Genomic DNA, 26983 nt, shown 5'->3' on the forward strand with positions numbered 1-26983 from the left:
TCGTCTCCGTTACACCTTTTCCACGTTCACGAGGAAGGACTTAAATTCCGGTGTTTGCGTGTTCGCATCACCGACGAATGGCGTTAACGTGTTGGCGATAAAGCCTTTTTTAGCTACGCCTTCGTAGCCCCAGTGAATAGGAATACCGATAGTGTCGATATCCTTACCGTTTGCCTTCAACGTGCGAATACGTTTGGTCACCACTGCTTTGGCTTTAATGTAGCCGCGGTTAGAGGAGACTTTGACCGTATCGCCGTGGGAGATGCCGAGCTTGTTCGCCAGTTTCTCACCAATTTCCACAAACTGTTCCGGCTGGGCGATGGCGTTAAGCAGCGCATGTTTGGTCCAGTAGTGGAAGTGTTCGGTCAGACGGTAGGTCGTCCCGACGTACGGGAACTTATCCGCTTTACCCAGTGCTTCTTCGTCGCCTTTAAAGATACGGGCGGCAGGGTTAGAGATAACGTTCGGGTGCAGCGGGTTAGTGCCCAGCGGCGTTTCAAACGGCTCGTAGTGTTCCGGGAACGGCCCTTCCGCCATCTTATCGATAGCAAACAGACGTCCCATCCCTTCAGGCTGCATGATGAATGGCCCAACGTTGCTGCCAGGTGCGGCGGCACTGTAGTCCGGAATATCCATCCCGCTCCATTTCGCGCCATCCCATTTCAGGATCTGACGTTTTGGATCCCACGGATTCCCCTGTGGGTCAGCGGAGGCGCGGTTATACAGAATGCGTCGGTTGAGCGGCCATGCCCATGCCCAGCCCAGCGTATTGCCAAGACCTGACGGGTCGGCGTTATCGCGACGGGCCATCTGGTTGCCTTCTGGCGTCCAGCTACCGGCGAAAATCCAGCAACCGCTGGAGGTGGTACCATCGTCACGCAGTTGGGCGAACGAGCTCAGCTGTTGGCCTTTCTTCACGATAACCGCACCGGTTGCCGGGTCGGTAATATCGGCCAGCGCCTTACCGTTGCTCTCCATTGCCACTTCTTCTGAAGCCGGCTCATGCGGTGTGGAGTAGTTCCAGGTCATGCTCAGCACCTGTTCCGGGTTCGCTCCACCTTGTTCGGCATACATCTTACGCAGACGCAGGAAGATACCGGCGAGGATCTCACCATCGGTAGCGGCAATCCCTGGGGCATCCGCGCCTTTCCAGTGCCACTGCAACCAGCGACCGGAGTTCACGATAGAACCGTTCTCTTCGGCAAAGCAGGTGGATGGCAGACGGAACACTTCAGTCTGGATTTTCGACGGATCCACATCGTTCGACTCACCGTGGTTTTGCCAGAAGGTGGATGTCTCAGTGTTGAGTGGGTCGATGGTCACCAGGAACTTCAGTTTAGACAGTGAAGCCACAACCTTGTTTTTGTTCGGGAATGAGGCGACCGGGTTAAAGCCCTGGCAGATATAGCCATTCACTTTGCCCTGGTTCATCATCTCGAAGTATTGCAGTACGTCGTACCCTTTATCCCACTTCGGCAGCCAGTCAAAGCCCCAGCTGTTTTCCGCTGTCGCCTTATCGCCAAAGAAGGCTTTCATCATCGAAACGAAGAATTTCGGGTAGTTGCCCCAGTAGTTCACCTGACCTTCCAGCAACGGTTTTGGCGTGTTGGCAGCAAGGTAGGTTTGCAGGTCGGTTTGTTTCTCGCTTGGCAGCGTCATGTAGCCTGGCAGGCTTTGTGACAGCAGGCCTAAGTCAGTCAGCCCCTGGATATTAGAGTGACCGCGCAGGGCGTTAACACCGCCGCCAGCCATCCCCATATTGCCAAGCAGTAACTGGATCATCGCCATGGTGCGGATGTTCTGCGCGCCAATGGAGTGCTGTGTCCAGCCCAACGCGTAGAGGAACGACGCGGTTTTATCTTTTACGCTGGTTTCTGCAATGTACTCACAGACTTTCAGGAAATCAGCCTTCGGCGTACCGCAGATGTTTTCTACGACGTCCGGCGTGTAGCGGGAGACGTGCTGTTTCAGCAGGTTCCACACGCAGCGTGGGTGTTGCAGCGTAATATCGCGTTTGGCGAAGCCTTTTTCATCCAGCTCGTAGTTCCAGCTGGTTTTGTCATACTTGCGTTTGTCCGCGTCGTAGCCGGTGAACAGGCCATCTTCGAAACCGTAATCCTCACGCACGATCAGGCTGGCGTTGGTATAGGCCTCGGTGTATTCGCGGTTGAATTTTTCGTTATTCAGCAGGTACAGCAAGACGCCTGACAGGAAGGCAATGTCAGTACCGGAACGAATTGGGGCATAGAAATCAGCCACCGCTGCGGTTCGCGTAAAGCGTGGATCGATAACAATCAGCTTCGCGCCGTTGTGAATTTTGGCTTCCATCGCCCAGCGGAACCCGACCGGGTGAGCTTCAGCGGCGTTACCGCCCATCACCACAATGAGGTTGGCGTTTTTAATGTCGACCCAGTGGTTGGTCATCGCACCGCGACCAAATGTTGGAGCAAGACTTGCTACCGTTGGTCCGTGTCAGACACGCGCCTGGTTGTCGACCGCGAGCATACCCAGCGCGCGGGAGAATTTTTGTGTTAAATAGCCGGTTTCATTACTGGACGCGGAAGCACACAGCATCCCGGTGGAAAGCCAGCGGTTAACGGTAACGCCTTCGGCGTTCTGCGCAACGTAGTTAGCGTCGCGGTCTTCTTTCATTAGCTTCGCGATGCGGTCAAATGCCTCATCCCAGCTAATTTGTTGCCACTTATCAGAACCTGGTGCGCGGTATTCCGGGAATTTCAGGCGGCTTTCGGAATGGATGAAGTCCACAAGTCCTGCCCCTTTCGGGCACAGCGCGCCACGGTTCACCGGGTGATCCGGGTCCCCTTCGATATGGAAGATGGATGCTTTGGCGTTTTTTGCTCCGTCACCGAGACTGTACATTAACAGTCCACAGCCAACGGAACAGTAAGTGCAGGTGTTACGGGTTTCGCGGGTACGCAGCAGTTTATATTGCCGTGTTTCCGCGAGCGCTACGCCGGGTGCAAAGCCCAGTGCCGCTGCCGTGGTGCCTGCCATACCGCCAGCGCAGATCTTAAAGAACTGCCTTCTGCTGACCTGCATGGTTCGCTCCTTGTTTCGACATTGTCACGTTCCCTTCACTTTTCCGTTACTCGAGCGTGAGGGACGTGGTTGTTATTTTTCTTTGCGGACGGGACCGCAAAGGTCCAGAATTGGGTGAATTTCCCTCCGTCCAGGAGGGGTTTGTAAAGAATACCACAATGTTGGTATGTGTGTTCCAATATGGTTAAAAGAAAGTGAATAAGATTATTCGAGAAAACATCAAAAATGTGACGGCTTTGACAGGATCGCGCCAGCTGACCCTCTGGAAACGCGAGGATTTGCAACATCCTCAGCCGGATGTCGTCGCTGAAGAAGTGCCGGTTGCGTTGGTTTACAACGGGATTTCGCACGTGGTGATGATGGCGTCACCGAAAGATCTTGAGCACTTTGCGATGGGCTTTTCACTTTCTGAAGGCATTATTGAGCGCCCTCAGGATATTTTTGGCATGGAAGTGGTTCCTTCCTGCAACGGATTAGAAGTGCAGGTTGAGCTTTCCAGTCGTCGATTTATGGGGCTGAAGGAGCGACGTCGTGCACTGGCCGGACGTACCGGTTGTGGCGTTTGTGGCGTGGAGCAGCTCAATGACATTGGCAAACCGGTCCAGCCTCTGCCGTTTACCCAGACATTTAACCTTGCGAACCTCGATATCGCATTACGACATCTGCACGATTATCAGCCCGTGGGACAGCTCACAGGCTGTACGCACGCTGCGGCCTGGGTACAGCCGTCAGGCCATTTGATGGGTGGTCATGAAGACGTGGGTCGCCACGTTGCGCTGGATAAACTGCTGGGACGACGCGCAGTGGAAGGGGAAAGCTGGCAACAGGGCGCGGTGTTAGTTTCCAGCCGCGCCAGCTACGAGATGGTGCAAAAGTCGGCGATGTGTGGCGTGGAGATCCTGTTTGCTGTCTCAGCCGCCACGACGCTTGCCGTAGACGTTGCCGAACGTTGTAACCTGACGCTGGTGGGTTTTTGCAAACCGGGCAGGGCGACTATCTATACCCATCCGCAGCGGCTGATTGCTGAGTAATAAGTGTTCAGTTAATTTGAATAAGATGGGCAAATCCTTCCGCTTTTAGTTGTGTGATATGAAGACTACTATTTATCACATCAAGGCACGGTGCCTTACTCAAACAACTAAGTGAAAGGGTTTATATCATGAAAAGCATCAAAACTTTTGTCGCAGTTATCGCTCTCGCTACTTCTTTCGGTTCTTTCGCTGCTCAGACAGTTACCGCAACCGGTTCTACGCTGGAAAGTGCTGAAGCAAAAATTGCCGCTCAGGCTGAACGTGCAGGCGCCAGCGATTATAAAATCACTCAGGCTTACACGGGTAACCGTGTGCATATGACTGCTGAACTGCTGAAATAAGTTATTTCAGTACGGTAGAAAAAGCGCCCCCGGGGCGCTTTTTTAGCTTATACCCGCCATTCTCAGCAGCGCAGTTACCACTGCTGCAGCGATAATCACCACAATCAATGGCATCTTACGCCAGGCGAGAAAGACCGCAAAACCCACACCGAGTACGCGCGCCATACCAGCAAAGTGTTCACCTTCATAAAAGGTGGTTGCCAGCGCGACGGAGAACAGTAATACCGTTGCAGCATCAGAAAGCAACGCCTGTGAACGTTCAGAAAAGGCTAAACGGCCTCCCAGTTTTGCTCCCCCTAAGCGCATTAAATATGTACCCAAAGACAACACGGCAATCCCGACGATAAACAGCGTCATATTACCCATTATTTTTTCCTCGTCAGTAAGCCAAACAGTGAGAGCAGTACCGGCAAGCCTACCGGCGCGAAAGGTACGGACGCGAGTGACAAAGTGGCCCCGCTACAGGCACGGATGAGCGTGGTGCGGTTTTTAAAGGCCGGAACCACTAAGGCCAACAAAATGGCAGGGAAAACGGCATCCAGCCCAATGGTTTCAGGTGCCGGGAGCAGCTTACCGACACCAGCACCGATCAGTGTGCCAATCGGCCAGAAAATGGCGACGCCCAGACCGCATAACCAGTAGGCGGCTTTACGTTGTTCCGGTGTTTTTTGCGATAAGCCGAACACCACACTTTCATCGTTCATAATATGGCAGCCGAGAAAGCTGGCGGCGCGAGTGCCGACCAGATCGCGTACCGTAACACCAAACGGCACATGTCGGGCATTCACCAGTAAACCGGCTGCCGCTGCTGCCAACGGATTTCCGCCGCTGGCGATAATACCGATGAACATAAATTCAGAAGCCCCGGCCAGCACTGTAATCGAGAGTACAAAGGGCACCCAAATCGGGAAGCCGTAAGCCATTGCCAGCGAACCGTAGGACATGCCCACCACACCGACGGCCAGGCACACTAAAAATATTGCTTTTATCGTGTCGCCTTTGAGGCTGGAAAAATAATGTTTCATGCTGTTTTAGCCATATCGAACGAATTTCCATTATAATGAACGGAACAGATTTTATTTACAAGTCGAACGATTCGTTCGATATAAAAAACACAGAGTCGAATATGACCCAACCCATCAGTATGATTGCCAAAAGTCTGGTGCGCGAACGTCAGCGTACCGGTTTATCGCTCGCAGAGATTGCGCGGCGTGCGGGGATTGCAAAATCTACGCTTTCGCAGCTGGAAGCGGGTAATGGAAATCCTAGCCTGGAAACGCTCTGGTCACTGTGTGTGGCGCTGGATATCCCTTTTGCCCGATTACTGGAACCGCTGGAGCAAAAAACGCAGGTGATTCGTCGCGGTGAAGGGACAAAAGTGGTGGCGGAACAGGCCCATTATCAGGCGATTTTATTGGCAGCTTGCCCACCGGGCGCCAGGCGGGATATCTACCTGCTGCTGACGCAACCTGGTGCGGACCGTATTTCACAGCCACACCCACCGGGATCGATTGAGCACATTATTGTGACGCAGGGCAAAGCGCTGGTCGGGCTGACTGAGGCACCGGAAGAGTTGGGTGAGGGAGACTATATTTGTTATCCCGCCGATCAGGAACATATCTTTAAAGCGCTGGAGCCTGATACGCAGGCGATTCTGGTGGCAGAACAGAATTAGTGTGTTGTCGCTTCTCCTAAGCGCGTGCGCACGCCCCTGTTGAAAATACCTCTTTCAGTTCAGTGTGTAGTGGTCGGCTAACGCTATAATTTCGTGCTGAGACAGTGCGTTATTGGCGAAGCATATACAAGTGTTTCAGTATGTCATGCCGAGATTACACATCGTGAGTGTGATTTTTAATGCCTGCAGCTTATCTATTTATCGGCTAACCATTTACGCTGTGATTTCGTCTGCTAATTGATGTTGGGGCGGATAATCAATAAACAAAAAGGCAGATTCACTCTGCCTTTTTATATCGCCGCTGTAAGGTCGCATTCAATGTACGCTGCAATGGCTCCGGGGTTTCCCCTTCGATCAATTTGCCAATCAAATCAAAGCAGTGCCATGCCAATTGACGGTTATCCTGGCGAACCGTATCGATAGGTATGGTAAGGGAATCATACAAATAGTGATCGTCAAAACTGGCCAGCCTCATCTCGCTTTGCAGCAGATTGTGCTGACCCATATAGCGCAATACCCCCTCTAGTAATCCGCACGCTGCCGTGAATAGTGCCTTAGGAGGACGACCTAACCGCGCGCACAGCTCAGCAAACATTTCGTAGCCGGAACTGGGGTGATAATTCCCATGAATGATCCATTCCGGCCTTAATTCAACATTTGCATCGCGCAAACCTTGCTTAAACCCTTCAAGACGATCGCGTGTAGGGGAAAGGCGTGGCTGACCACCGAGGAAATAGACTTCATCAGGATGTTCACGGGCAATCTCTGCCACCAGTTCAGCCGTTGGCCTGATGGAGTCCGTGATAACCAGAGGAAGAGAGCTGTCGTTCATGTGACGGTCAAACAGAACAACCGGCAGTTGTTCGCTCAGCTTTTGATAGTCTGTATCATTGAGCATACTGGATGCGACAATCAGACCATCAACCTGCCGCGCCACCATATTGTTGACCACCACCGTTTCCTGGCCCGGATTTTCATCACTACAGGAGATCAACAACTGAACACCCGCCTCACGGCACAAGGTCTCCAGTTCATGAGAAAAGACTGCAAAACCGTAGTTGGTGATTTCGGGAACGACCAGTCCGATGGTGTGGCTACGGTTATCACGCAAAGAACGTGCATGAATGCTCGGTTGATAGTGGTGCTCTTTCGCAATGGCCAGCACGCGTTCACGGGTTTCTTCCGCTACACGAAGCTCTTTACTGCGTCCGTTCAGGACCAGGCTGGCGGTGGCTTTTGATACCCCCGCCAGTTCTGCGATGTCTTTTATTGTGACGCGTTTTGTTTTTCTCACAACGACCTAGATCCGGCTGCCAAAACCTCTATTCTATCATGCAGCCGCGCAGCGACCAGTATCGTAATGTGATGTCGGACGCACCTTCGAAGCTCACCCGTGCTGGATGGCCAGGAAAATAGCGGCTGCTCATCACGCCTTCGCCATGATTGATGAAAATTTCAACACTGGAGCGGTCACACAGAACCTGTAAATGCTGGACATCACCCAGCCAGTAGCGTGTCAGCGTTTCTCCGTTTTGCAGACTGGCTCGTTCCAGACGCAGTCCGTCACTGTCGACCGTTAACCGCAGCGTGTGTGCAAAATCCACACTGACCGATGACGACGGCGTTAGCTCAAACTCCAGACCTGTCGCATCCAGATCCGGAGCATCACACGCGTTGCCCTGCCAGCGTTGTTCCTCCTGACGCAGTTGCTCCAGTTCACGAATCGGGGTTTGCCATAATTTTCCGTCGCGATACCGCAGTTCACGTGGACAGGTCATCTGGTGGATCCAGCCCTGCGTGCGAGTCGGCTGTAACATCTCTTCCCCGTCAGGAACGCCCATCCAGCCAATCAGAATACGTCGTCCGTCGGCGGCCAGCGTGGTTTGCGGCGCATAGAACTCAAAGCCCGCGTCCAGCTCGTGCAGTGCGCCGTGATCAAACGTCGCACGATCATAGTCAAACGCTCCACTCATCCAGGTTGCCGGATAGGTATTGAGATAGCGATGTGCTTCGCGCGTCAGCCCTTGCGGACAGCAGATCAGAATGTGTGTGCCGTCGAGTGCAAACAGATCCGGACACTCCCACATATAACCTGCATCGGAAAGGCCATTCACACCATGACCGGCTATCTCACCGCAGGTATGCCACGTGTTTAAATCCGGTGATTTAAAAAGCAGGACTTTGCCGCGTTTTTGCAGATCCTGTGCGCCCAGCACCATGAACCACTCTCCATTGTGCTGCCACACCTTTGGATCACGCACGTGCCCGGTATACCCTTCCGGCAGGGCCATTACGGGGCCACGTTTCTCAACGTTGCCATCCGCTTTTTGTACAGCCAGGCACTGCCAGGCCGTACGGCTACCGTCGTCAAACTTCACGTTGCCGGTGTAGCACAGAGTCAGTACGCCGTTGTTATCGACGGCGCTGCCGGAATAACATCCGCTGCGGTCGTACTCCTCATCCGGCATCAGCGCCATAGGCTCATGTTGCCAGTGTACCAGGTCGACAGAGCTCCAGTGACCCCAGCACTTATAACGGTGGTCACATCCCAGTGGGTTCCACTGGTAAAACAGATGGTAACGCCCGGCGAACCAGATAAAGCCGTTCGGATCGTTCATCAGCCCTGTGACAGGCGCGGGATGCCATTGCGGATAATGGCTGTCAGCCAGTGCGCGTGGCTGGCCTTTCATTACGGCCTGCAATACAGCAGGCCAGCGTGAAGGTAAGGTCATTATTCAGCGTCCGTTTTGTACTTCAGCAGAAGCGAGAGGATAAACGCCACCATGAAGGCAATCACCATGCCGAGAATATAATTCAGAAGTGAGCTTGCCTGTACAATTGCCATTCCAGGGATTGCTGTCAACCCGACCGCCGTCATGTAAACATGTACAGAAACAACCCATGCCCCGCCTGCTGCACCGCCAATCAGGGCTGCAATGAAAGGTTTCATAAAACGCAGGTTAATACCGAAAATCGCCGCCTCGGTGATCCCAAGCATTGCAGAAAAGGCTGACGGTAAGGTAATGGCCTTTATTTTTGCGTCTTTGGTTTTGAACCACACGGCCAGACATGCCCCGCCCTGTGCAACGTTCGCCATCGCCCAGATCGGTAGCAGGAAGTTAACGCCAATGGCCGGGTTACCTAACAAACCTGCTTCAATCGCGTGGAAGCTGTGGTGAATGCCGGTAATCACAATCACCGAATATAAACCGCCAAACAGCAGCCCGGCCAGCCAGCCCGCGTGTTCAATCAGCGTACTCAGAATGAATGAGATCCCGTCCCCTAATGCACGACCCGCAGGGCCAATAATCAGCAAGGCAATAAAACCGGAAATAATGACCGTCAGGAACGGGGTCAAAATCAGGTCCAGTGCATCAGGAATAACGCGACGCAGCTGTTTCTCGACAATACTCATAAACCAGACCGCCAGTAGCACCGGGAACACCGTTCCCTGATAGCCAATCATGGCGATGTCTAACCCAAAGAAGTTCATGGTGTGGAAACCGGAGGCCACACCCCAGGCGTTGGTCAGTGCCGGGTGAGTCAAAATCCCGCCCAGTGTTGCCCCCAGATAAGGATTACCGCCAAATTCACGGGCGGCGGTAAAACCAATCAGGATCGGCAGAATAATAAACGCGGCCGAGCTGCACATATCTAGCATGATGTAGAGCGCATTATCGGCATTGACCCAGCCGTAGGTTTTCACCATGCCCAGCAGGCCCATCAGCAACCCGGAGGCCACAATCGCCGGAATGATCGGAACAAAGATGTTCGACAGCAGACGCGCGATTTGCTGGAACGGATTCAGTTTACGCGCCGCCATATCGGCCGCTTCCGACTTACTGGATTCACTGATCCCTGCCGCATGAATAAACGCGGCGTAGACTTTATTGACCACTCCCGTACCGAAAATCACCTGCATCTGACCGGCATTACGAAAACACCCTTTTACCCCCTCCACCTTGCCGATGGCCTGCTGATCGGCAAGCGCATCGTCGACCAGTACCAGACGAAGACGCGTAGCACAGTGCGCAGCACTGGCGATGTTCTCTTTGCCACCGAGCAGCGGAATAAGCTCACGGGCGATATTATCAAAATCCATAGACACCTCTGCCTGACCTCATTTTTATGATGTAAGTCACGCCCACGCAGTGTGGGAGCGTGAAGGGTTAAAACCAGGTTTCCATCTGTACCCCAAAGTTCCATTCCCCGCCGGCATTGAAACCACTGCTGCCAAAGGCATCATCGCTGGCGTAGTTATCCAATTTGCTGCTCCAGTCCATCCAGGTTGCGAACAGGCGCAGTTCAGGGCGGCTGAAGAAATCACCGATCTTGCCCGCTTTCAGCGTCGGGGCGAAGGTGAGTTTGTAGAAGCTACCGTTCACGGCGTTACGGTCTTTATACCCTTCCGGGTTTAAATCCATGTACTGATAGCTTCCCTCAAAGGCCAGGGCAAAGTTCTGCGTGACCTCCTTAATCAGACGAGTGTTAAGTGTGACCCACTCGTAACTGTCACCTTTCACATAACGATCTTTACTGCTTTGCGCCAGCACTGCCGGAGCGATGTGCCAGCCGCCACCCAGCGGGGTCACACCGTAGCTGGCAAAGCGCCAGGTATTAGCATCCGATAACAGTGCACCGTCGGAACCGATACTTTTTACTTCCGCCCCCAGCCCGTGGCCGTACAGCAGAGCCGTTTTGGCGGAACCTTCACGCATGCCATAGAAGCTGTCGTTATGCAGGCCGACCAGAGCATGAACACCGTTGTTTGCCGCATCTGTTTTGATGAGGTCGCCGTTAGCATCTTTGCGGTCATCGTTATCTTTGGCGCGCAGTCCGCTCACCATCAACTGGAACGGCCCGGCGAAGTGGTTCATGCTCAGAATGTAGTTCTGAACGTTATTGTCGATCTGTTCTTCACTGCCGAAGTTGCGCCCATAAATCGAGAAGTTGCTGCGCAGTGTGTCATTCCACTTCACGTCGTACACACCGCCACCGGTCCCGGCCAGGAACACCACATCGGAATCCAGCCAGTGGATGTCAAAGTTGTCACGGTCAAAACGTTTACCGGCCCAGAACGTACTGCCCTTCAGTGCGCCGGTAAAATCAGGCAGATTGCCCAGCTCAGCAAACGCCTGGCGAATATTGAGGTCGCTGGTATCGGCGGACCAGTCGTTATATGTCTTTTGCCCGTCTGCCAGCATGGCTTTAAAGCGAGTCGTCGCGCCATTATCCAGCGTCTGTTTATGCTCAACATTGAGCTCAACGTAGGTGTCCGCTTCATTACCCAGACGGCCAATTGCGCCCCCTGTTTCACCGGCTGGCGTCAGGTATGGACCACTTTTACTGCTGGATGCGGCATCGTTCATCAGCAGACCGGAACGCGCATAACCGTGGAACTCGAAACCACTGCTCTGGTCGGCTTTCTTCTCCAGCATGGCGGTTCGCTGCACGACGTCCTGAGTTGTTGTCTGCGCTTTTTGTTGGGCAGCCACCAATTGCTGTGTTTTTTGTTCGGCTACCGTCGCACGTTTTTCTGCAACCTGGGCACGGGTTTCTGCGTCCTGAAGACGTTGTTCAAGCGCGGCAAGGCGTGTCTCGATACTTGTCATATCCGTTTGGGCAAAAACAGAGGTACTACCGGCCAGCATGCCAATCATCACGGCAACTCTGCGTTTTTTATACATTTTGTCGCATCCCTAAAAAGAAGTTATTTATAGTTGCTAAATTGCTAAACCGGTTTAGGTTGATGATACTAAACCCGTGAATTTTAGATGAGCAATGTTTTTTGCTAAACCGATTTAGTAATTGTGACCAGGGCGACAATTCAGGCCGCCAGAGAGCGGCCTGTGAAGGGAAGATTTACAGTTCGTGATGGTAAGGTAACGCGGTCATCGCACCTTTTGCCGTGGTTGCCAGCGCTCCGCAGCGTTGTGCTAAACCGATGATGGAAGTGAGTTCCTGGGCCGCAGACAATCCGTTGTTGGCGAGTCCGTAGAGCAGTCCTGCAACAAATGCATCCCCCGCACCGGTTGTATCAACACTCTCCACAGGTGCTGCCGGATAAAGCACGGCATTTCCGTCATGCCAGGCAATCACCCCGTCTTTACCCTGTGTGACCAGGACCAGTCTGGCGGGACAATGCCGCATTAGCTCCACCAGCCCTTCTTCTACGGCCTGATAACCGCTGACAAAGTGAAGTTCCTCGACGGAGAGTTTCACCACATCCGCTTTGCTCATCGCCTGTTCCAGGCACTGGCGCAGCGTATCGTTATCATTCCAGAGATCGAGGCGAATATTAGGGTCAAAACTGACATAGCCGCCTGCACGTTTTACCGCATCCATCGCCTGAAACGTCGCGCTACGGCTGGGTTCTGCACTCAGGGCGATGGAGCAGACATGGAGCCATTCTCCCACTTGAAAAGCGGGAATATTGGCAGGTTCCAGGAACAAATCGGCACTTGGGCGTACCATGAAGGTAAACGAACGCTCGCCTTGCTCGTCGAGGTCGACCACCACCGTTGACGTGCGATGAAGAGGATCGCGCCGCATCCATTGCACATCCACCTTTTCAGCCGCTAATGTCTTTTGCATAAATCGGCCAAAGGGATCGTCTCCAACTCTGCCGATGAACGCACTTTCCCCGCCAAGCCTTGCGATACCTACCGCGACGTTTGCCGGTGCCCCTCCTGGGCATTGCAGTAATTTACCCTCTCCATCCGGTAATAAATCCACGACGGCATCGCCAAGTACCCAGACCTTTTTCATGTACACCTCTTAGCTAAACTATAGTTAAACCGTTTTAGCTATTTAAGCACAGGCCTGGCGAACGGAAAATATATAGGGCATAAATAGTGTGTTGAAACGAAGGTCATCCCTGTTAACACGTAGCCTGTGGCCAGTGAATATTGTCAACTCTGCAGCAGGAGTTGAATGAGGTGTATGTTTCTTACTGGCGGAACCTGCGTGATGCTGTCGGAATGTAAAGGATATATTCGTTATTCCTACCCTCTCAGCAGTGATGACACGATAAATCGGCTGGGCATACACGCCCCTCTCATAGGCATTCTGCCATATGGCGCCTGTTTGATAACTAAAAGCTATAACCATGTAAAAAGTACGGCATTGATAATCATTTTCAATATCATTTAATTAACTATAATGACCCAACTGCTTACGCGGCGTTAACACTGGCCGCCCGACAATACTGGAGATGATTATGAGTTATACACTGCCATCCCTGCCGTACGCTTATGATGCCCTTGAACCGCACTTCGATAAGCAGACGATGGAAATCCACCATACCAAACACCACCAGGCTTACGTAAACAACGCTAATGCTGCGCTGGAAAGCCTGCCTGAATTTGCGAGCCTGTCTGCTGAAGAGCTGATCACCAAACTGGATCAGCTGCCTGCGGATAAGAAAACCGTTCTGCGTAACAACGCTGGCGGCCACGCTAACCACAGCCTGTTCTGGAAAGGTCTGAAAACCGGTACCACGCTGCAGGGCGACCTGAAAGCGGCTATCGAACGTGACTTCGGTTCCGTTGACAATTTCAAAGCTGAATTTGAAAAAGCAGCAGCAACTCGTTTCGGTTCCGGCTGGGCGTGGCTGGTTCTGAAAGGTGACAAACTGGCTGTTGTTTCCACCGCTAACCAGGATTCCCCGCTGATGGGTGAAGCTATCTCTGGCGCTTCCGGCTTCCCAATTGTGGGCCTGGACGTCTGGGAACACGCTTACTACCTGAAATTCCAGAACCGTCGCCCGGACTACATCAAAGCGTTCTGGGACGTGGTGAACTGGGACGAAGCTGCAGCGCGTTTCGCCGCGAAAAAATAAGTTCTACGTTTTAATGATGCCCCTGCAAGCGATGCTTGTGGGGGCTTTTTTGTGATCAAAATCAATATAAAAACAATGATCCATTTAAATTGAAACAAGGTTTTATTATGCGAGTGGGATCACTTTTATAGTTTCTCTGAATGTCTATCTTCTTTTCATCAAGACGGGCGCATCTCATAAGCAAGATGCAGTCGCCCATAAAAATTGCCCCATTTTTATGTCTACAGGTGATGGAAATGCAGATCAAACGTACGATAGAGAAAATCCCAGGCGGTATGATGTTGGTACCACTTTTTCTGGGCGCGTTATGTCACACCTTTTCACCCGGCGCCGGGAAATACTTCGGCTCATTTACCAACGGTATGATCACCGGTACGGTGCCGATTCTGGCCGTCTGGTTCTTTTGCATGGGGGCGTCGATTAAACTGAGCGCTACCGGAACCGTACTGCGTAAATCCGGCACGTTAGTGATAACCAAGATCCTGGTCGCATGGGTGGTAGCGGCGATTGCATCACGTATTCTTCCTGAACATGGCGTGGAAGTGGGGTTCTTCGCCGGGTTGTCCACGCTGGCGCTGGTGGCCGCAATGGATATGACTAACGGCGGGCTGTATGCCTCGATCATGCAGCAATATGGCACCAAAGAAGAGGCTGGGGCGTTTGTCCTGATGTCGCTGGAGTCTGGTCCGCTGATGACCATGGTGATTCTGGGAACCGCCGGGATTGCTTCGTTTGAACCGCATGTATTTGTGGGGGCGGTATTGCCGTTCCTGATTGGTTTTGCGCTGGGTAATCTGGACCCTGAGCTGCGGGAATTCTTCAGCAAAGCGGTACAAACACTCATCCCTTTCTTTGCCTTCGCATTGGGTAACACTATTGATTTAAGTGTGATTGCTCAGACTGGTGTACTGGGGATCTTACTGGGCGTTGCGGTGATTATCATTACCGGTATTCCGTTGATTATCGCTGATAAACTGATTGGTGGTGGGGATGGTACCGCGGGGATTGCGGCGTCAAGTTCTGCGGGGGCGGCGGTCGCCACTCCGGTGCTGATTGCGGAAATGGTCCCGGCGTTTAAACCAATGGCACCTGCGGCCACCTCCCTGGTGGCGACCTCAGTGATTGTAACCTCGATCCTCGTACCGATTATCACCTCCATCTGGTCGAAAAGAGCCAAAGCCAGAGCGGCGGAAATTGATCTTCGCGGCACAGTAAAATAACGAGCTATAGCCGGATGGCGCTGCGCTTATCCGGCCAGGTTATGCCCGGTGAGCGTTCGCGTCACCGGGCATTGGGCTTAAAACTAAAGAACAAATGTCTGATCAATTATTCTGCATTCGTCCTCGTTCAACTCTCCACCCGCGTTTCGTGATACTCCGGTGCAGTAGCCAAACTTCCGTGACACAACGGTCTTGATGGTAGTGACAAAATCCTCGCCGATCGCGTAGATGGACATGTAGGTGCCAATCTTATCCTGAATCTCACGCAGCGCCGCCAGATCGCCCTGTTTAAACGCCTCGCGTGCGCTGACAAACAGCTCAGGCATAACGTTGTTGAGGCCCGAGATGATCCCCGCGCCGCCAGCCAGCAGGTTAGGAATGTAGTATTCGTCATAACCAGACAGCACCGCAAAATCTTCCCGCACGGCCCGGGTTTTCTGGATCATGCTGCGGGTGTGGGACTGGCAGTCCACGGTATCTTTAATGCCAGCAAAGTTCGGGAATTCAGCTGCCAGCTTGGCAACCAGCTCAGGCGTTAAATCGCAGCCAGTTCGCGCCGGGAAGTTATAGACAAACCATTTGCTGCTGAGCTTCTGTCCCAACTGGCGAAAGTAGCTTAGTAGCTGCTTCGACGTTTGACCGTAGTAGTATGGCGGCAGGATCATGACGGCATCGTATCCGGTGCGATGCGCCTCCTGGGCCATCAGCAAAACATCATTCTGGCAGGTGGATGAGACGTTCGCGACCATCTTCAGCGAGCTCATGGCACGGGCTTCACGGATCAGCAACAGCCTTTCTTCGAGCGTAAAGGAAGCAAATTCCCCAATGCTGCCCATCAACAAAATAACGTCGATTTTTGCCTCAGTAAGGCGTTTGAGATGCTGGCTCAGACCATTGAGATCGATCTTGCCATCATTGTCCATTGGCGTAATGGAAGGACACCAGACGCCAGCAAATTGTGATTGACCAGTCACGTAGTCGACTCCTTAATTGAAATGATGTTTCAAAACAAGATTACAAGATTACATTGATAGCATGTGTCCCTACGTTTCATGTGAACCGTGCTCTCATTTTGAGCGACTGGGGTAAAATAAATATGGTGTAATGGGAGAAACTTATCGGGAGAGGGAACAGATGCGATATCCGGTCGATGTTTTTACAGGCAAGATTCGGGACTACACGGGAAGTCGTCCCAGCGCGATTGCTAAAGTTCAGGTTGATGGCGAGTTGATGCTGACCGATCTGGGGCTAACGGGCGATGAACAGGCGGAGACTAAAATTCATGGTGGGCCGGATCGCGCGCTGTGCCACTATCCGCGTGAACACTATCAGCACTGGATACAAGAATTCCCCGAACAAGCGGAGTTATTTGTTGCCCCTGCCTTTGGAGAGAACCTTTCAACGCTTGGGCTGACAGAAGAGAATGTCTGTATCGGCGATATTTTCCAGTGGGGCGAGGCGCTGATTCAGGTCACGCAGCCGCGTTCACCGTGTTTTAAGCTGAATTTCCATTTTGGCATTAGCGACATGGCAAGTCAGATGCAGGCTGCGGGGAAAATAGGCTGGCTGTACAGTGTTATCGCGCCGGGGCAAGTGTCGGCGGATGCGCCGCTGGAGCTGGTGTCGCGTGTGAGCGATGTCAGTCTGCGGGAGGCAATTGCCATTGCGTGGCATATGCCGTTTGACGATGACCAGTATCACCGCCTGCTGTCGGCGGCGGGGTTATCGAAAAGTTGGACCAGAACGATGCAGAAACGCCGTTTAAGCGGCAGGATTGAAGATAATTCGCGGAGATTGTGGGGGAACTAGTTCCCCCACGGGAAAAGCAGGCCGGGCAAGGCGAAGCCGCCACCCGGCACAAAAACAGCTACGAACGCTTATACAGAGGCAACCAGAGCACCAGACGCAGACCTCCCAGCGGACTGTCCTCGGCCTTCACCCAGCCCCGATGCTGCTGAATAGCGGTTTCAACAATCGCCAGACCCAGACCTGTCCCACCGGATTCACGATCGCGCGCTTCATCGGTGCGATAGAACGGACGGAAAATCTGCTCTCTGTCTTCGGGACTCACGCCCGGACCATCATCGTCTACGGTGATGGTGATCCCGTCTTTATCCACCGCGAAGCCCACTTCAATCCTGGTGTGCGAGTAACGCAGGGCGTTGCGAACAATGTTCTCCAGCGCACTTTCCAGTGCGTTCGGGTTGCCATACAGCGGCCACGGTCCCGGTGGGAAATTCACTGTAAGCGATTTGCCCATCTGCTCGGCTTCAAAGGCGGCGTTATCCAACACGTCGCCCCATAGCTGATTAGCCTTCATGGTTTCACTGACCAGCGCGTTCTTCTGCTGATTACGCGACATCACCAGCAGGTCGTTGATCATACTGTCCAGCCGATGCGCTTCTGTTTCAATGCGCTCCAGCTCTTTGCTCTCACCACTACGACGGCGCAGCAGCGCAGTCCCCAGTTGCAAACGTGTTAGTGGCGTTCTCAACTCGTGAGAGATGTCCGACAGCAGGCGTTGCTGCGTGGTCATCATGCGTTCCAGCGCGGTCACCATCTGGTTAAAACTGGCACCTGCCGCCAGAAATTCCTGCGGGCCGGCTTCCAGTTCCGGATGCTGACGCAAGTTACCCTGTGCCACCTCATCCGCCGCATTTTTCAGCTTACGCGCTGGTTTCGCCAGGCTCCATGCCAGCCAAAGCAGCAGCGGCGAGCTGACGAGCATGGTGACGATCAGCAGCAACAGTGGCCGGTCAAACAACAGGTTGATGAAATCAGACTGTGAACTGCTGGCTGGTCGAATGAGATACAGCTGGTAGTTATCTTCACCATCTCTGACGGAGAAGGGCCCGACCATCTCAACGCGACCATATTTTTTCTTCTGCGGATGGTCAGCGTTATCAGCCTGACCAATGAAGTTACGAATGATCTGCATTTCGTTGCGTTCTGCGCCGATCACACGTCCTTCTGTAGTGACAAGCAATAACCGCTGTCCTGGCGGCGCCCACTTGTCGATAGCACGGAACAAGCGACGCCACCACATCAGATCGTTGGGTGGGTCGTTCGCCAGCTCCGCTTCAACGTGTTGCTCGATCATCAGACCCTGGCGCTGCTCGCTGTCCAGTAGCTCGGTCATCTGGCGTGAGTCGAGCTTGGGCAGCATCAGTACCAACATCAACACCAGTGCCAGCGTTAACCAGAAGATGGCAAAGATGCGTGCGGTTAAGCTTCCTATCATGAAGCGGAGACCATCAGGTAGCCGCGACCACGCAAGGTTTTAAACCACGGGTGCCCGTCTTTCCGCTCTGGCAGCTTACGACGTAGGTTCGAGATGTGCATGTCGATAGCGCGGTCAAACGGCGTCAGGCGTTTGCCCAGAACTTCCTGACTCAGGTGTTCACGAGAAACCACCTGGCCGAGATGCTGTGCCAGTAAATAAAGCAGGGTGAATTCGGTGCCGGTTAACTCCAGGGTTTGCCCATCAAAACTGGCTTCCTGGCGACCCGGATTCAGGCTTAACGCATCCACTTCCAGCGTCGGCGAGCCATTATCGCTGGTCTGCTGTTGTTCGCTCCAGTGAGAGCGGCGCAGAATAGCGCGGATACGCGCGACCAGTTCGCGGTCGTTAAAGGGTTTGGGTAAATAGTCGTCCGCGCCCAGCTCAAGGCCGAGTACGCGATCCAATTCGCTGCCGCGAGCGGTCAGCATGATTACGGGCGTCTGGTGTGTCTGGCGAAGCGCTTTCAGTGTATCGATGCCGTTTTTCTTCGGCATCATGACGTCGAGCAAAAGTAAATCGATGCTGTCATCCAGAAGCTCAAGTGCCTGCTCCCCATCATGGGCAACCAGCACATCGAAACCTTCCATTTCGAGCAACTCCTTTAACAGGGAAGTCAGCTCTCGGTCATCATCAACTAACAGGATTTTATTCATTGTTTACGTACCTCCGAGGCAGAAATTACGTCATCAGGCGTCGCTAATCTATGACTTTACGTTGTTTTACACCCCCTGACGCATGTTTGCAGCCCGAATCGTAAACTGTCTCTCGTTGAATCGCGACAGAAAAGATTTTGGGAGCAAGTGATGGGCAAAGTTACCGCTGCCGTCATGGCCTCAACGCTGGCACTCAGTACTTTAAGCCATGCAGCTGAAGTCGTCACAGGCGATCACTGGCACCTGGGTGAAGGCTCATCGCAGCGCAGCGTACAGAGCCACATGTTTGACGGTATCAGTTTAACCGAACATCAACGTCAACAGATGCGAGATTTAATGCAGCAGGCAAGACACGAACAGCCTCCTGTTAATGTTAGCGAAATGGAGACAATGCATCGTCTTGTCACAGCAGAGAAATTTGATGAAAGCGCTGTGCGCGCTCAGGCAGAAAAAATGGCACAAGAACAGGTTGCCCGCCAGGTTGAAATAGCCAGGGTCCGCAACCAGATGTATCGCCTGTTAACGCCCGAGCAGCAAGCGGTTTTAAATGAGAAACATGAACAACGAATGGAGCAACTGCGTGATGTAACGCAATGGCAAAAAAGCTCATCGTTGAATTTATTGAGTAGTAGCAACTCACGTTCCCAGTAGTAACCCTGTTTTCCTTGCCATAGACACCATCCCTGTCTTCCCCCACATGATGTGGGGGTTTTTTTTGCCCAAAATTTGTCACTCGGTTATTGCCTGACTGTTTTACTTCATCCGTTATACTAGCGGCATATCCTGGCAGGAGTGTTTATGAATCAAACCTATGGGCGACTGGTCAGTCGGGCGGCAATCGCTGCGACCGTGATGGCTTCTCTGTTACTTTTGATCAAAATTTTTGCGTGGTGGTACACCGGATCGGTCAGTATTCTGGCGGCATTGGTGGATTCCCTGGTCGATATCGCTGCGTCGCTAACCAATTTGTTGGTCGTACGTTATTCGTTGCAGCCAGCAGATGATGAGCACACGTTTGGGCACGGGAAAGCGGAATCTCTGGCGGCGCTGGCGCAAAGTATGTTTATTTCCGGTTCGGCGTTGTTTTTATTCCTGACCGGGATTCAGCATCTCATCCAACCGACGCCGATGAAAGATCCGGGGGTCGGGGTCGTTGTCACCGTTATTGCGTTAATTTGTACTATCATTCTGGTCACGTTTCAGCGCTGGGTGGTGAAACGTACGCAAAGTCAGGCTGTACGGGCAGATATGCTTCATTATCAGTCTGATGTTATGATGAACGGTGCAATTCTCGTTGCGCTTGGACTGGCCTGGTACGGTTGGCATCGTGCGGATGCCTTGTTTGCGCTCGGGATTGGCATCTATATTTTATACAGTGCATTACGCATGGGGTATGAGGCAGTGCAATCCTTGCTGGATCGCGCCTTACCCGATGAGGAACGTCAGGAAATTATTGATATAGTGACGTCATGGCCAGGTGTCAGCGGCGCTCACGATCTTCGCACGCGGCAGTCAGGGCCGACCCGCTTTATTCAGATTCATTTGGAAATGGAAGATAATCTGCCGCTCGTTCAGGCGCATTTAGTGGCTGAGCAGGTGGAGCAGGCAATTTTACGGCGTTTCCCGGGATCGGATGTGATTATTCACCAGGATCCCTGTTCAGTCGTACCCAAGGAAGGCAGGATGTTTGAGCTTTCATAATTCGTTGTAAAAAGTGAGCCGGGCCAGCATTTTGTGTATAAATTACCACCATTTGGCCTGACCTGAATCAATTCAGCAGGAAGTGATTGTTATACTATCTGCATATTCGTTGGATCGTTTCGATATGCGGAATCGACTTCCGGCAGCAGATTTCATTTTGCATTCCAAAGTTCAGAGGTAGTCATGATTAAGAAAATCGGTGTGTTGACAAGCGGCGGTGATGCGCCGGGCATGAACGCAGCAATCCGTGGTGTTGTACGTGCAGCGTTAACGGAAGGACTGGAAGTCATGGGGATCCATGATGGCTACCTGGGTTTGTACGAAGACCGTATGGTCCAGCTTGACCGCTACAGCGTGTCCGACATGATCAACCGTGGTGGTACTTTCCTCGGTTCTGCTCGCTTCCCGGAATTCCGCGACGAAAATGTGCGTGCAGTGGCTATCGAAAATCTGAAGAAACGTGGCATCGACGCCCTGGTTGTTATCGGTGGTGACGGTTCTTACATGGGTGCAAAACGCCTGACTGAAATGGGCTTCCCGTGCATCGGCTTGCCGGGCACTATCGACAACGATATTAAAGGCACCGACTACACCATCGGTTACTTCACCGCATTGGGTACCGTCGTCGAAGCGATTGACCGTCTGCGTGATACTTCATCTTCTCACCAGCGTATCTCCATCGTTGAAGTGATGGGCCGCTACTGTGGCGACCTGACCCTGGCTGCAGCAATTGCCGGTGGCTGTGAATTTGTCGTGGTTCCGGAAGTTGAATTTAGCCGCGACGATCTGGTTGCTGAAATCAAAGCCGGTATCGCAAAAGGTAAAAAACACGCCATCGTAGCGATCACTGAGCACATGTGTGACGTTGATGAGCTGGCACATTACATTGAGAAAGAAACGGGCCGTGAAACGCGTTCTACCGTACTGGGTCACATCCAGCGTGGTGGTTCTCCGGTTCCTTACGATCGTATTCTGGCGTCCCGTATGGGGGCATATGCTATTGAACTGCTGCTGGCAGGTCATGGCGGTCGCTGCGTCGGTATTCAGAACGAGCAACTGGTTCACCACGATATTATCGATGCTATCGAGAACATGAAGCGTCCGTTCAAAGGTGACTGGCTGGACTGCGCGAAAAAACTGTACTGATTGTCTTTTTGCGCGCCTGGTGGCGCTACACTTACCCGGCCTAAAGGTTGCAGAGACTTGTAGGCCGGATAAGGCGCTAGCTGCCATCCGGCAATCCCTCATATTTATTCCCCAAAGTTATAGCAAATCTTTTTTTATTCTTTAATGTTTGGATCTCTTTCTGGCACGCTTTGCTCATCACAACACCACATAAGAGAGCTGGGCGATGAACAAATGGGGCGTAGGGTTAACATTATTGCTGGCATCGACCAGCGTTCTGGCAAAGGATATTCAGTTACTTAACGTATCGTACGATCCAACACGTGAACTGTACGAACAGTACAACAAAGCATTCAGCGCACACTGGAAGCAGGAAACAGGCGATAACGTCGTTGTCCGGCAGTCACACGGCGGCTCTGGTAAACAGGCGACCTCTGTCATCAACGGTATCGAAGCCGATGTCGTGACGCTGGCGCTGGCTTACGATGTGGATGCCATTGCTGAACGTGGCCGTATCGATAAAAACTGGATTACACGCTTGCCGGACAATTCTGCGCCTTACACCTCCACCATTGTCTTCCTGGTACGCAAAGGCAACCCAAAGCAAATTCATGACTGGAACGATCTGGTTAAACCGGGTGTGTCAGTGATTACTCCAAACCCGAAAAGCTCAGGCGGCGCACGCTGGAACTATCTGGCAGCATGGGGCTACGCTTTGCATCACAACAACAACGATCAGGCCAAAGCGCAGGACTTCGTCAAGGCACTGTTTAAAAACGTTGAAGTACTGGATTCCGGCGCGCGGGGCTCAACCAATACGTTTGTTGAACGAGGGATTGGCGATGTGCTAATCGCCTGGGAAAACGAAGCGTTGCTGGCCACGAATGAGTTGGGCAAAGATAAATTCGAGATAGTCACCCCAAGTGAGTCTATCCTCGCTGAGCCGACCGTTTCCGTTGTCGACAAAGTCGTGGAAAAGAAAGATACCAAAGCGGTGGCAGAAGCTTACCTGAAGTATCTCTATTCCCCGGAAGGTCAGGAGATTGCGGCGAAAAACTACTATCGCCCGCGTGATGCTGACGTCGCGAAGAAATACGAAAGCGTATTTCCGAAACTGAAACTGTTCACCATTGATGAAGAGTTTGGCGGCTGGACGAAAGCGCAGAAAACGCATTTTTCTAACGGCGGTACCTTTGACCAGATCAGCAAACGCTAAAGGTTGAGGTCACGACAGAACCCGGTGGCATAGCGCGACCGGGTTTTTTATTTGTCATCGTTTTGCGTTACTCTTGCGCCTCAATGGGATACAGGGAACGCGTAATGAAAAAAGCAGGTTATCTTTTACTGGCGGTTATTGTGGTTGCCGCTGCTGCGGGCATAGGGTACTGGAAATTTAGCGGTAACCCGGACGCGTTACGCCAGATAGTCCTTGAGCAATGCCTGCCACATCAGTTACAGCAGCACGATCCCGCGCCGTGTACTGAAGTTAAACCCGATGCCGGATATGTGGTGTTCAAAGACCGAAACGGTCCGCTGCAATATTTGTTGATGCCCACTTACCGCATCAACGGCACGGAAAGCCCGCTGCTGCTGCAATCAGGCACGCCGAACTTTTTCTGGTTAGCCTGGCAGGCGCGTAGTTTTATGAGTCAAAAATACGGCCGGGAGATCCCTGATAAGGCGGTATCGCTGACAATTAACTCACGTACCGGGCGTACACAAAATCACTTTCACATTCATATCTCCTGCCTGCGACCCGACGTGAGAACGAAACTGGATGACAATATGGCGAAAATCAGCTCCCGCTGGTTGCCATTGCCCGGCGGATTGCGCGGACATGAATATCTGGCGCGTCGTGTAACGGAAAACGAACTGGCGCAGCGTAGCCCGTTTATGATGCTGGCAGAAGAGGTGCCGGATGCGCGTGAGCGGATGGGGAGCTATGCGCTGGCGATGGTACGCCAAAGCGACGAATCCTTTGTCCTGCTGGCGACCCAGCGTGACCTGCTGTCGCTGAATCTCGCCTCCGCTGAGGAAATCCAGGATCATCAATGTGATATTCTGCGTTAACCCCCCTTAATCTGGCGTTTACTCTCTTTGCCTGTCCCCGTATTCTTGTTGAAAAAAACAACAGGAGACAGGCATGTCGCTCTGGCTTTCACACCCTCTGTTTATTCCCTCTCTGGTGGTCGGCGTCACCATTTTGCTTTGGGCAACATCGCTGTTGCCGGAATTTATCACGGCGCTGCTTTTCTTTGCCGTGGCGATGGTGGCCAAAATCGCGCCACCGGATGTGATCTTTGGCGGCTTTGCCTCATCGGCGTTCTGGCTGGTCTTCAGTGGTTTTGTGCTGGGCATCGCGATTCGTAAAACGGGGCTGGCAGACCGGGCGGCGAGGGCATTGTCGTCAAGGCTGACAGACTCCTGGCCATTAATGGTCGCGAGCGTGGTGCTGCTGAGTTACGCACTGGCGTTCGTCATGCCGTCCAACATGGGACGTATTGCGTTGCTGATGCCGATTGTGGCGGCGATGGCGAAACGGGCTGGCATTAACGACGGCACGCGCGCCTGGTATGGTCTGGCGTTGGCCGTGGGTTTTGGTACCTTCCAGCTTTCCGCCACGATCTTGCCTGCTAACGTACCAAACCTGGTGATGAGTGGTGCAGCGGAAGGTTCCTGGGGCATCCACTTGAATTATCTTCCCTATTTGCTGCTACATACACCCGTGTTGGGTTGGCTAAAAGGTGCGGTGCTCATTGTGCTTATCTGCTGGCTGTTTCCTGGCCGACCCCATGCGCCGCGCGATCTGACGCCACCTGACCCAATGAGTCGTGATGAAAAACGTCTGGCCTGGATGTTAGCGGTGGTGCTGTTTCTGTGGGTCAGCGAAAGCTGGCATGGTGTGGGGCCGGCATGGACCGGGCTGGTGGCGGCGGTGATTACGCTGTTGCCGCGCGTAGGATTTATTAATGGCGAAGAATTTTCCAGTGGGGTGAATATCCGTACCTGTATTTACGTCGCGGGGATTTTGGGGCTGGCGATTACCGTGACGCAAACCGGCATCGGTAGCGCGGTGGGCGAAGCGCTGCTGCAGGTGATGCCGCTGGATGCTGAAAAACCGTTTACCAGCTTCCTCGCGTTAACCGGTATTACTACCGCACTCAATTTTATTATGACCGCTAACGGCGTTCCGGCGCTGTACACCACGCTGGCGCAGAGCTTTGCCGATGCGACCGGGTTTCCGCTGCTGTCGGTGATTATGATTCAGGTGCTGGGCTATTCCACGCCGCTACTGCCGTATCAGGCTTCGCCGATCGTGGTGGCAATGGCGCTCGGGAAAGTGCCTGCAAGGGCCGGGATGCTGCTGTGTATCGCACTGGCGGCGGCAACGTATCTGATGCTACTGCCGCTGGATTATCTGTGGTTTAGCGTGTTGGGGAAATTATAGTTTCATTGCGGTGTTAATTATTTGTTTTGTGAGATAATGAATTGTTTTATGTAGGCTGATAGCGGTTAATATCCGGGCGCAGATTTGCGTGCTGGAAACTCAAGGATTGATTCATGGACAGATTGACCCCCATCCGCTGTTGGCCCGCCATTTTTTCGATCGTTATTACGCTGACCATCTGGTTTGTTATCCCTTGTCCCAATGACGTAACCCCCGAAGCGTGGCACCTGCTGGCGCTGTTCATCGGTACTATCGCGGCGATCATCGGGAAAGCCATGCCCATTGGTGCTATCGCGATTGTGGCGATTATGCTGGTAGCCATGACCGGCGTGACGCACCCTGGTAAACCTACCGCAGCGCTGAGTGGCTTTTCTAACCAACTGATCTGGCTGATCGGCATCTCCATCATGCTGTCGCAAAGCCTGTTGAAAACGGGGTTAGGTGCGCGAATTGGCTACGGGTTTATTGCTCTGTTTGGCAAAAGAACGCTGGGTATTGCCTGGGCGTTAACCCTGGCGGAAACGCTGATCGCACCCGTTACACCGAGCAATACCGCGCGCGGCGGCGGTATTATCCACCCGGTGATGCGGGCGATTGCGGAAAGTCTGGGCTCTCAACCCGGAGACAAGGAGAACGGCGCGACAGGTCGTTATCTGGCTCTGGTGAACTACAACATTAACCCGATCAGTTCGGCGATGTTTATTACCGCTACCGCGCCAAACCCGCTTATTGTGAGTTTTTTGACCAAAGGGACGGATGGGGTACTGGATATGACCTGGGGAATGTGGGCGATTGCGGCGCTTCTTCCTGCCGTTGTCTCACTGGCCGTGATGCCTATTGTCATCTGGTGGCTCTATCCGCCCGCTATTACACGCACGCCGAATGCGCCAGAGTTTGCCCGGGAAAAGCTGGGGGCACTCGGTCCGTTGTCGCTGGCTGAAAAAATCACCCTCGCGGTTTTCGCTTTGCTGCTGTGCCTGTGGGCAGGTGTTCCTGCCATGCTGATGGGCAGTACCTGGGCTGTTAACCCCACCAGCGCGGCGCTCATTGGCTTATCTGTACTGTTAGTGACAGGGGTATTGAGTTGGGACGATATCCTTAAATGCCGTGGCGCATGGGATACGATAGTCTGGTTTGCCGCACTGGTTATGATGGCGGATTTCCTGAGCAAACTGGGTCTGGTCGGCTGGCTGGCGACGAGTGTTGGTAGTGCAATTGACCATCTTGGCGTGCACTGGAGTATTGCCACGCTGCTTTTGATCCTGCTTTACGTCTATTCGCACTACTTTTTTGCCAGCACGACTGCGCATATTACGGCGATGTTCGCTGCGTTCTTTGCCGCGGGATTAGGTCTCGGTGCTCCACCGGCGCTGCTCGGTCTGATGCTGGGCTTCTCCTCCTCGTTGATGATGTCGCTCACGCACTATGGTACAGGGACTGCGCCGATCATCTTTGGTTCGGGTTACGTTACACTGGCGGAGTGGTGGAAAACGGGACTGGTGATGAGTGTGGTCAACCTGACCATCTGGGGTGTCACGGGGGCCTTCTGGTGGCACTGGCTGGGATACTGGTAAAGCGGGTATAAGAAGGGGAGCGATGCTCCCCT

General features: G+C 53.0%; 24 protein-coding genes. 13 read left to right on the top strand and 11 right to left on the bottom strand.

Annotated features, from left to right (window positions below; all coding sequences use genetic code 11):
- Positions 1-9 precede the first annotated feature (9 nt).
- Entirely contained in the window at positions 10-3060 is a 3051-nt protein-coding gene (fdnG, locus tag ACLJXE_RS20775) for a formate dehydrogenase-N subunit alpha (protein WP_286631036.1), read from the bottom strand.
- A gap of 194 nt (positions 3061-3254) precedes the next feature.
- Between fdnG and fdhD the strand changes: the two genes are divergently transcribed.
- Together fdhD and ACLJXE_RS20785 are read left to right on the top strand one after the other, a co-directional pair.
- A complete protein-coding gene (gene fdhD / locus ACLJXE_RS20780; RefSeq protein ID WP_410751899.1) occupies positions 3255-4091 on the top strand; it encodes a formate dehydrogenase accessory sulfurtransferase FdhD in 837 nt (278 codons plus the stop codon).
- Positions 4092-4219: 128 nt separating this feature from the next.
- A complete protein-coding gene (locus ACLJXE_RS20785) occupies positions 4220-4432 on the top strand; it encodes a DUF1471 domain-containing protein (protein WP_003825262.1) in 213 nt (70 codons plus the stop codon).
- Between the two features lie 42 nt (positions 4433-4474).
- Here the strand turns inward: ACLJXE_RS20785 and ACLJXE_RS20790 are convergent, their stop codons facing one another.
- Both ACLJXE_RS20790 and ACLJXE_RS20795 read right to left on the bottom strand, forming a co-directional pair.
- Complete coding sequence (locus ACLJXE_RS20790; protein ID WP_286631038.1) at positions 4475-4798, bottom strand: AzlD domain-containing protein; 324 nt, start codon at positions 4796-4798, stop codon at positions 4475-4477.
- The gene (locus ACLJXE_RS20795; RefSeq protein ID WP_286631039.1) at positions 4798-5457 is read right to left on the bottom strand and encodes an AzlC family ABC transporter permease; all 660 of its coding nucleotides are present in this window, start codon (positions 5455-5457) and stop codon (positions 4798-4800) included. Before ACLJXE_RS20795 ends, ACLJXE_RS20790 begins: the two co-directional genes overlap by 1 nt.
- A gap of 101 nt (positions 5458-5558) precedes the next feature.
- On the opposite strand from ACLJXE_RS20795, the gene ACLJXE_RS20800 reads away from it, so the two are divergent.
- Positions 5559-6107: a helix-turn-helix domain-containing protein gene (locus ACLJXE_RS20800; RefSeq protein WP_410751900.1), complete on the top strand. Its 549-nt coding sequence runs from the start codon at positions 5559-5561 to the stop codon at positions 6105-6107.
- A gap of 277 nt (positions 6108-6384) precedes the next feature.
- On the opposite strand, the gene ACLJXE_RS20805 is transcribed toward ACLJXE_RS20800, so the two are convergent.
- The 5 genes from ACLJXE_RS20805 to ACLJXE_RS20825 all read right to left on the bottom strand — a co-directional run bounded on the left by ACLJXE_RS20805 (position 6385) and on the right by ACLJXE_RS20825 (position 12875).
- Entirely contained in the window at positions 6385-7401 is a 1017-nt protein-coding gene (locus tag ACLJXE_RS20805; RefSeq protein WP_410751901.1) for a LacI family DNA-binding transcriptional regulator, read from the bottom strand.
- Between the two features lie 28 nt (positions 7402-7429).
- On the bottom strand, positions 7430-8839 hold the full coding sequence (locus ACLJXE_RS20810; protein WP_410751902.1) for a sucrose-6-phosphate hydrolase: 1410 nt from the start codon (positions 8837-8839) through the stop codon (positions 7430-7432).
- Positions 8839-10209 (bottom strand): sucrose-specific PTS transporter subunit IIBC, encoded by a 1371-nt coding sequence (locus ACLJXE_RS20815; protein WP_410751903.1) that lies wholly within the window; start codon positions 10207-10209, stop codon positions 8839-8841. The genes ACLJXE_RS20810 and ACLJXE_RS20815 overlap by 1 nt, the downstream gene beginning before the upstream one ends.
- Positions 10210-10276: 67 nt before the next feature.
- Positions 10277-11794 (bottom strand): carbohydrate porin, encoded by a 1518-nt coding sequence (locus tag ACLJXE_RS20820; protein ID WP_410751904.1) that lies wholly within the window; start codon positions 11792-11794, stop codon positions 10277-10279.
- A 175-nt stretch (positions 11795-11969) separates the two neighbouring features.
- Positions 11970-12875, bottom strand: a complete 906-nt coding sequence (locus ACLJXE_RS20825; RefSeq protein WP_410751905.1) for an aminoimidazole riboside kinase — start codon at positions 12873-12875, stop codon at positions 11970-11972.
- A gap of 451 nt (positions 12876-13326) precedes the next feature.
- Between ACLJXE_RS20825 and sodA the strand changes: the two genes are divergently transcribed.
- Both sodA and kdgT read left to right on the top strand, forming a co-directional pair.
- Positions 13327-13947 carry a superoxide dismutase [Mn] gene (gene sodA, locus ACLJXE_RS20830; protein ID WP_005121766.1) on the top strand — a complete coding sequence of 207 codons (621 nt, stop codon included), beginning with the start codon at positions 13327-13329 and terminating at the stop codon, positions 13945-13947.
- Between the two features lie 236 nt (positions 13948-14183).
- A complete protein-coding gene (gene kdgT, locus ACLJXE_RS20835; protein ID WP_003028743.1) occupies positions 14184-15167 on the top strand; it encodes a 2-keto-3-deoxygluconate transporter in 984 nt (327 codons plus the stop codon).
- Between the two features lie 83 nt (positions 15168-15250).
- Here kdgT and ACLJXE_RS20840 read toward each other — a convergent pair whose 3' ends face one another.
- Positions 15251-16141: a dihydrodipicolinate synthase family protein gene (locus tag ACLJXE_RS20840; RefSeq protein ID WP_410751906.1), complete on the bottom strand. Its 891-nt coding sequence runs from the start codon at positions 16139-16141 to the stop codon at positions 15251-15253.
- A 160-nt stretch (positions 16142-16301) separates the two neighbouring features.
- Here ACLJXE_RS20840 and yiiM point away from each other — a divergent pair, with 160 nt between their 5' ends.
- Entirely contained in the window at positions 16302-16976 is a 675-nt protein-coding gene (gene yiiM, locus ACLJXE_RS20845; RefSeq protein ID WP_410751907.1) for a 6-hydroxyaminopurine reductase, read from the top strand.
- Positions 16977-17034: 58 nt separating this feature from the next.
- Here the strand turns inward: yiiM and cpxA are convergent, their stop codons facing one another.
- Positions 17035-18408, bottom strand: a complete 1374-nt coding sequence (gene cpxA / locus ACLJXE_RS20850) for an envelope stress sensor histidine kinase CpxA (RefSeq protein WP_286631046.1) — start codon at positions 18406-18408, stop codon at positions 17035-17037.
- Positions 18405-19103: an envelope stress response regulator transcription factor CpxR gene (gene cpxR, locus ACLJXE_RS20855; RefSeq protein ID WP_048214010.1), complete on the bottom strand. Its 699-nt coding sequence runs from the start codon at positions 19101-19103 to the stop codon at positions 18405-18407. Before cpxR ends, cpxA begins: the two co-directional genes overlap by 4 nt.
- 150 nt (positions 19104-19253) lie before the next feature.
- On the opposite strand from cpxR, the gene cpxP reads away from it, so the two are divergent.
- The 7 genes from cpxP to ACLJXE_RS20890 all read left to right on the top strand — a co-directional run bounded on the left by cpxP (position 19254) and on the right by ACLJXE_RS20890 (position 26951).
- The gene (gene cpxP / locus ACLJXE_RS20860) at positions 19254-19754 is read left to right on the top strand and encodes a cell-envelope stress modulator CpxP (protein WP_137381452.1); all 501 of its coding nucleotides are present in this window, start codon (positions 19254-19256) and stop codon (positions 19752-19754) included.
- 147 nt (positions 19755-19901) lie between these two features.
- The gene (gene fieF / locus ACLJXE_RS20865) at positions 19902-20804 is read left to right on the top strand and encodes a CDF family cation-efflux transporter FieF (protein ID WP_286631047.1); all 903 of its coding nucleotides are present in this window, start codon (positions 19902-19904) and stop codon (positions 20802-20804) included.
- A 183-nt stretch (positions 20805-20987) separates the two neighbouring features.
- Complete coding sequence (gene pfkA, locus ACLJXE_RS20870; RefSeq protein ID WP_003028778.1) at positions 20988-21950, top strand: 6-phosphofructokinase; 963 nt, start codon at positions 20988-20990, stop codon at positions 21948-21950.
- 205 nt (positions 21951-22155) lie between these two features.
- Positions 22156-23145, top strand: a complete 990-nt coding sequence (gene sbp, locus ACLJXE_RS20875) for a sulfate/thiosulfate ABC transporter substrate-binding protein Sbp (RefSeq protein WP_410751908.1) — start codon at positions 22156-22158, stop codon at positions 23143-23145.
- 104 nt (positions 23146-23249) lie between these two features.
- Positions 23250-23999, top strand: a complete 750-nt coding sequence (locus ACLJXE_RS20880; protein ID WP_410751909.1) for a CDP-diacylglycerol diphosphatase — start codon at positions 23250-23252, stop codon at positions 23997-23999.
- Positions 24000-24072: 73 nt separating this feature from the next.
- Positions 24073-25377 (top strand): SLC13 family permease, encoded by a 1305-nt coding sequence (locus ACLJXE_RS20885; protein ID WP_410751910.1) that lies wholly within the window; start codon positions 24073-24075, stop codon positions 25375-25377.
- Positions 25378-25490: 113 nt separating this feature from the next.
- Positions 25491-26951, top strand: a complete 1461-nt coding sequence (locus ACLJXE_RS20890; protein WP_410751911.1) for a DASS family sodium-coupled anion symporter — start codon at positions 25491-25493, stop codon at positions 26949-26951.
- Positions 26952-26983 lie beyond the last annotated feature (32 nt).

The organism is Citrobacter sp. U14242, from assembly GCF_046555775.1.
In the GTDB taxonomy this organism is placed as follows: Bacteria; Pseudomonadota; Gammaproteobacteria; order Enterobacterales; family Enterobacteriaceae; genus Citrobacter.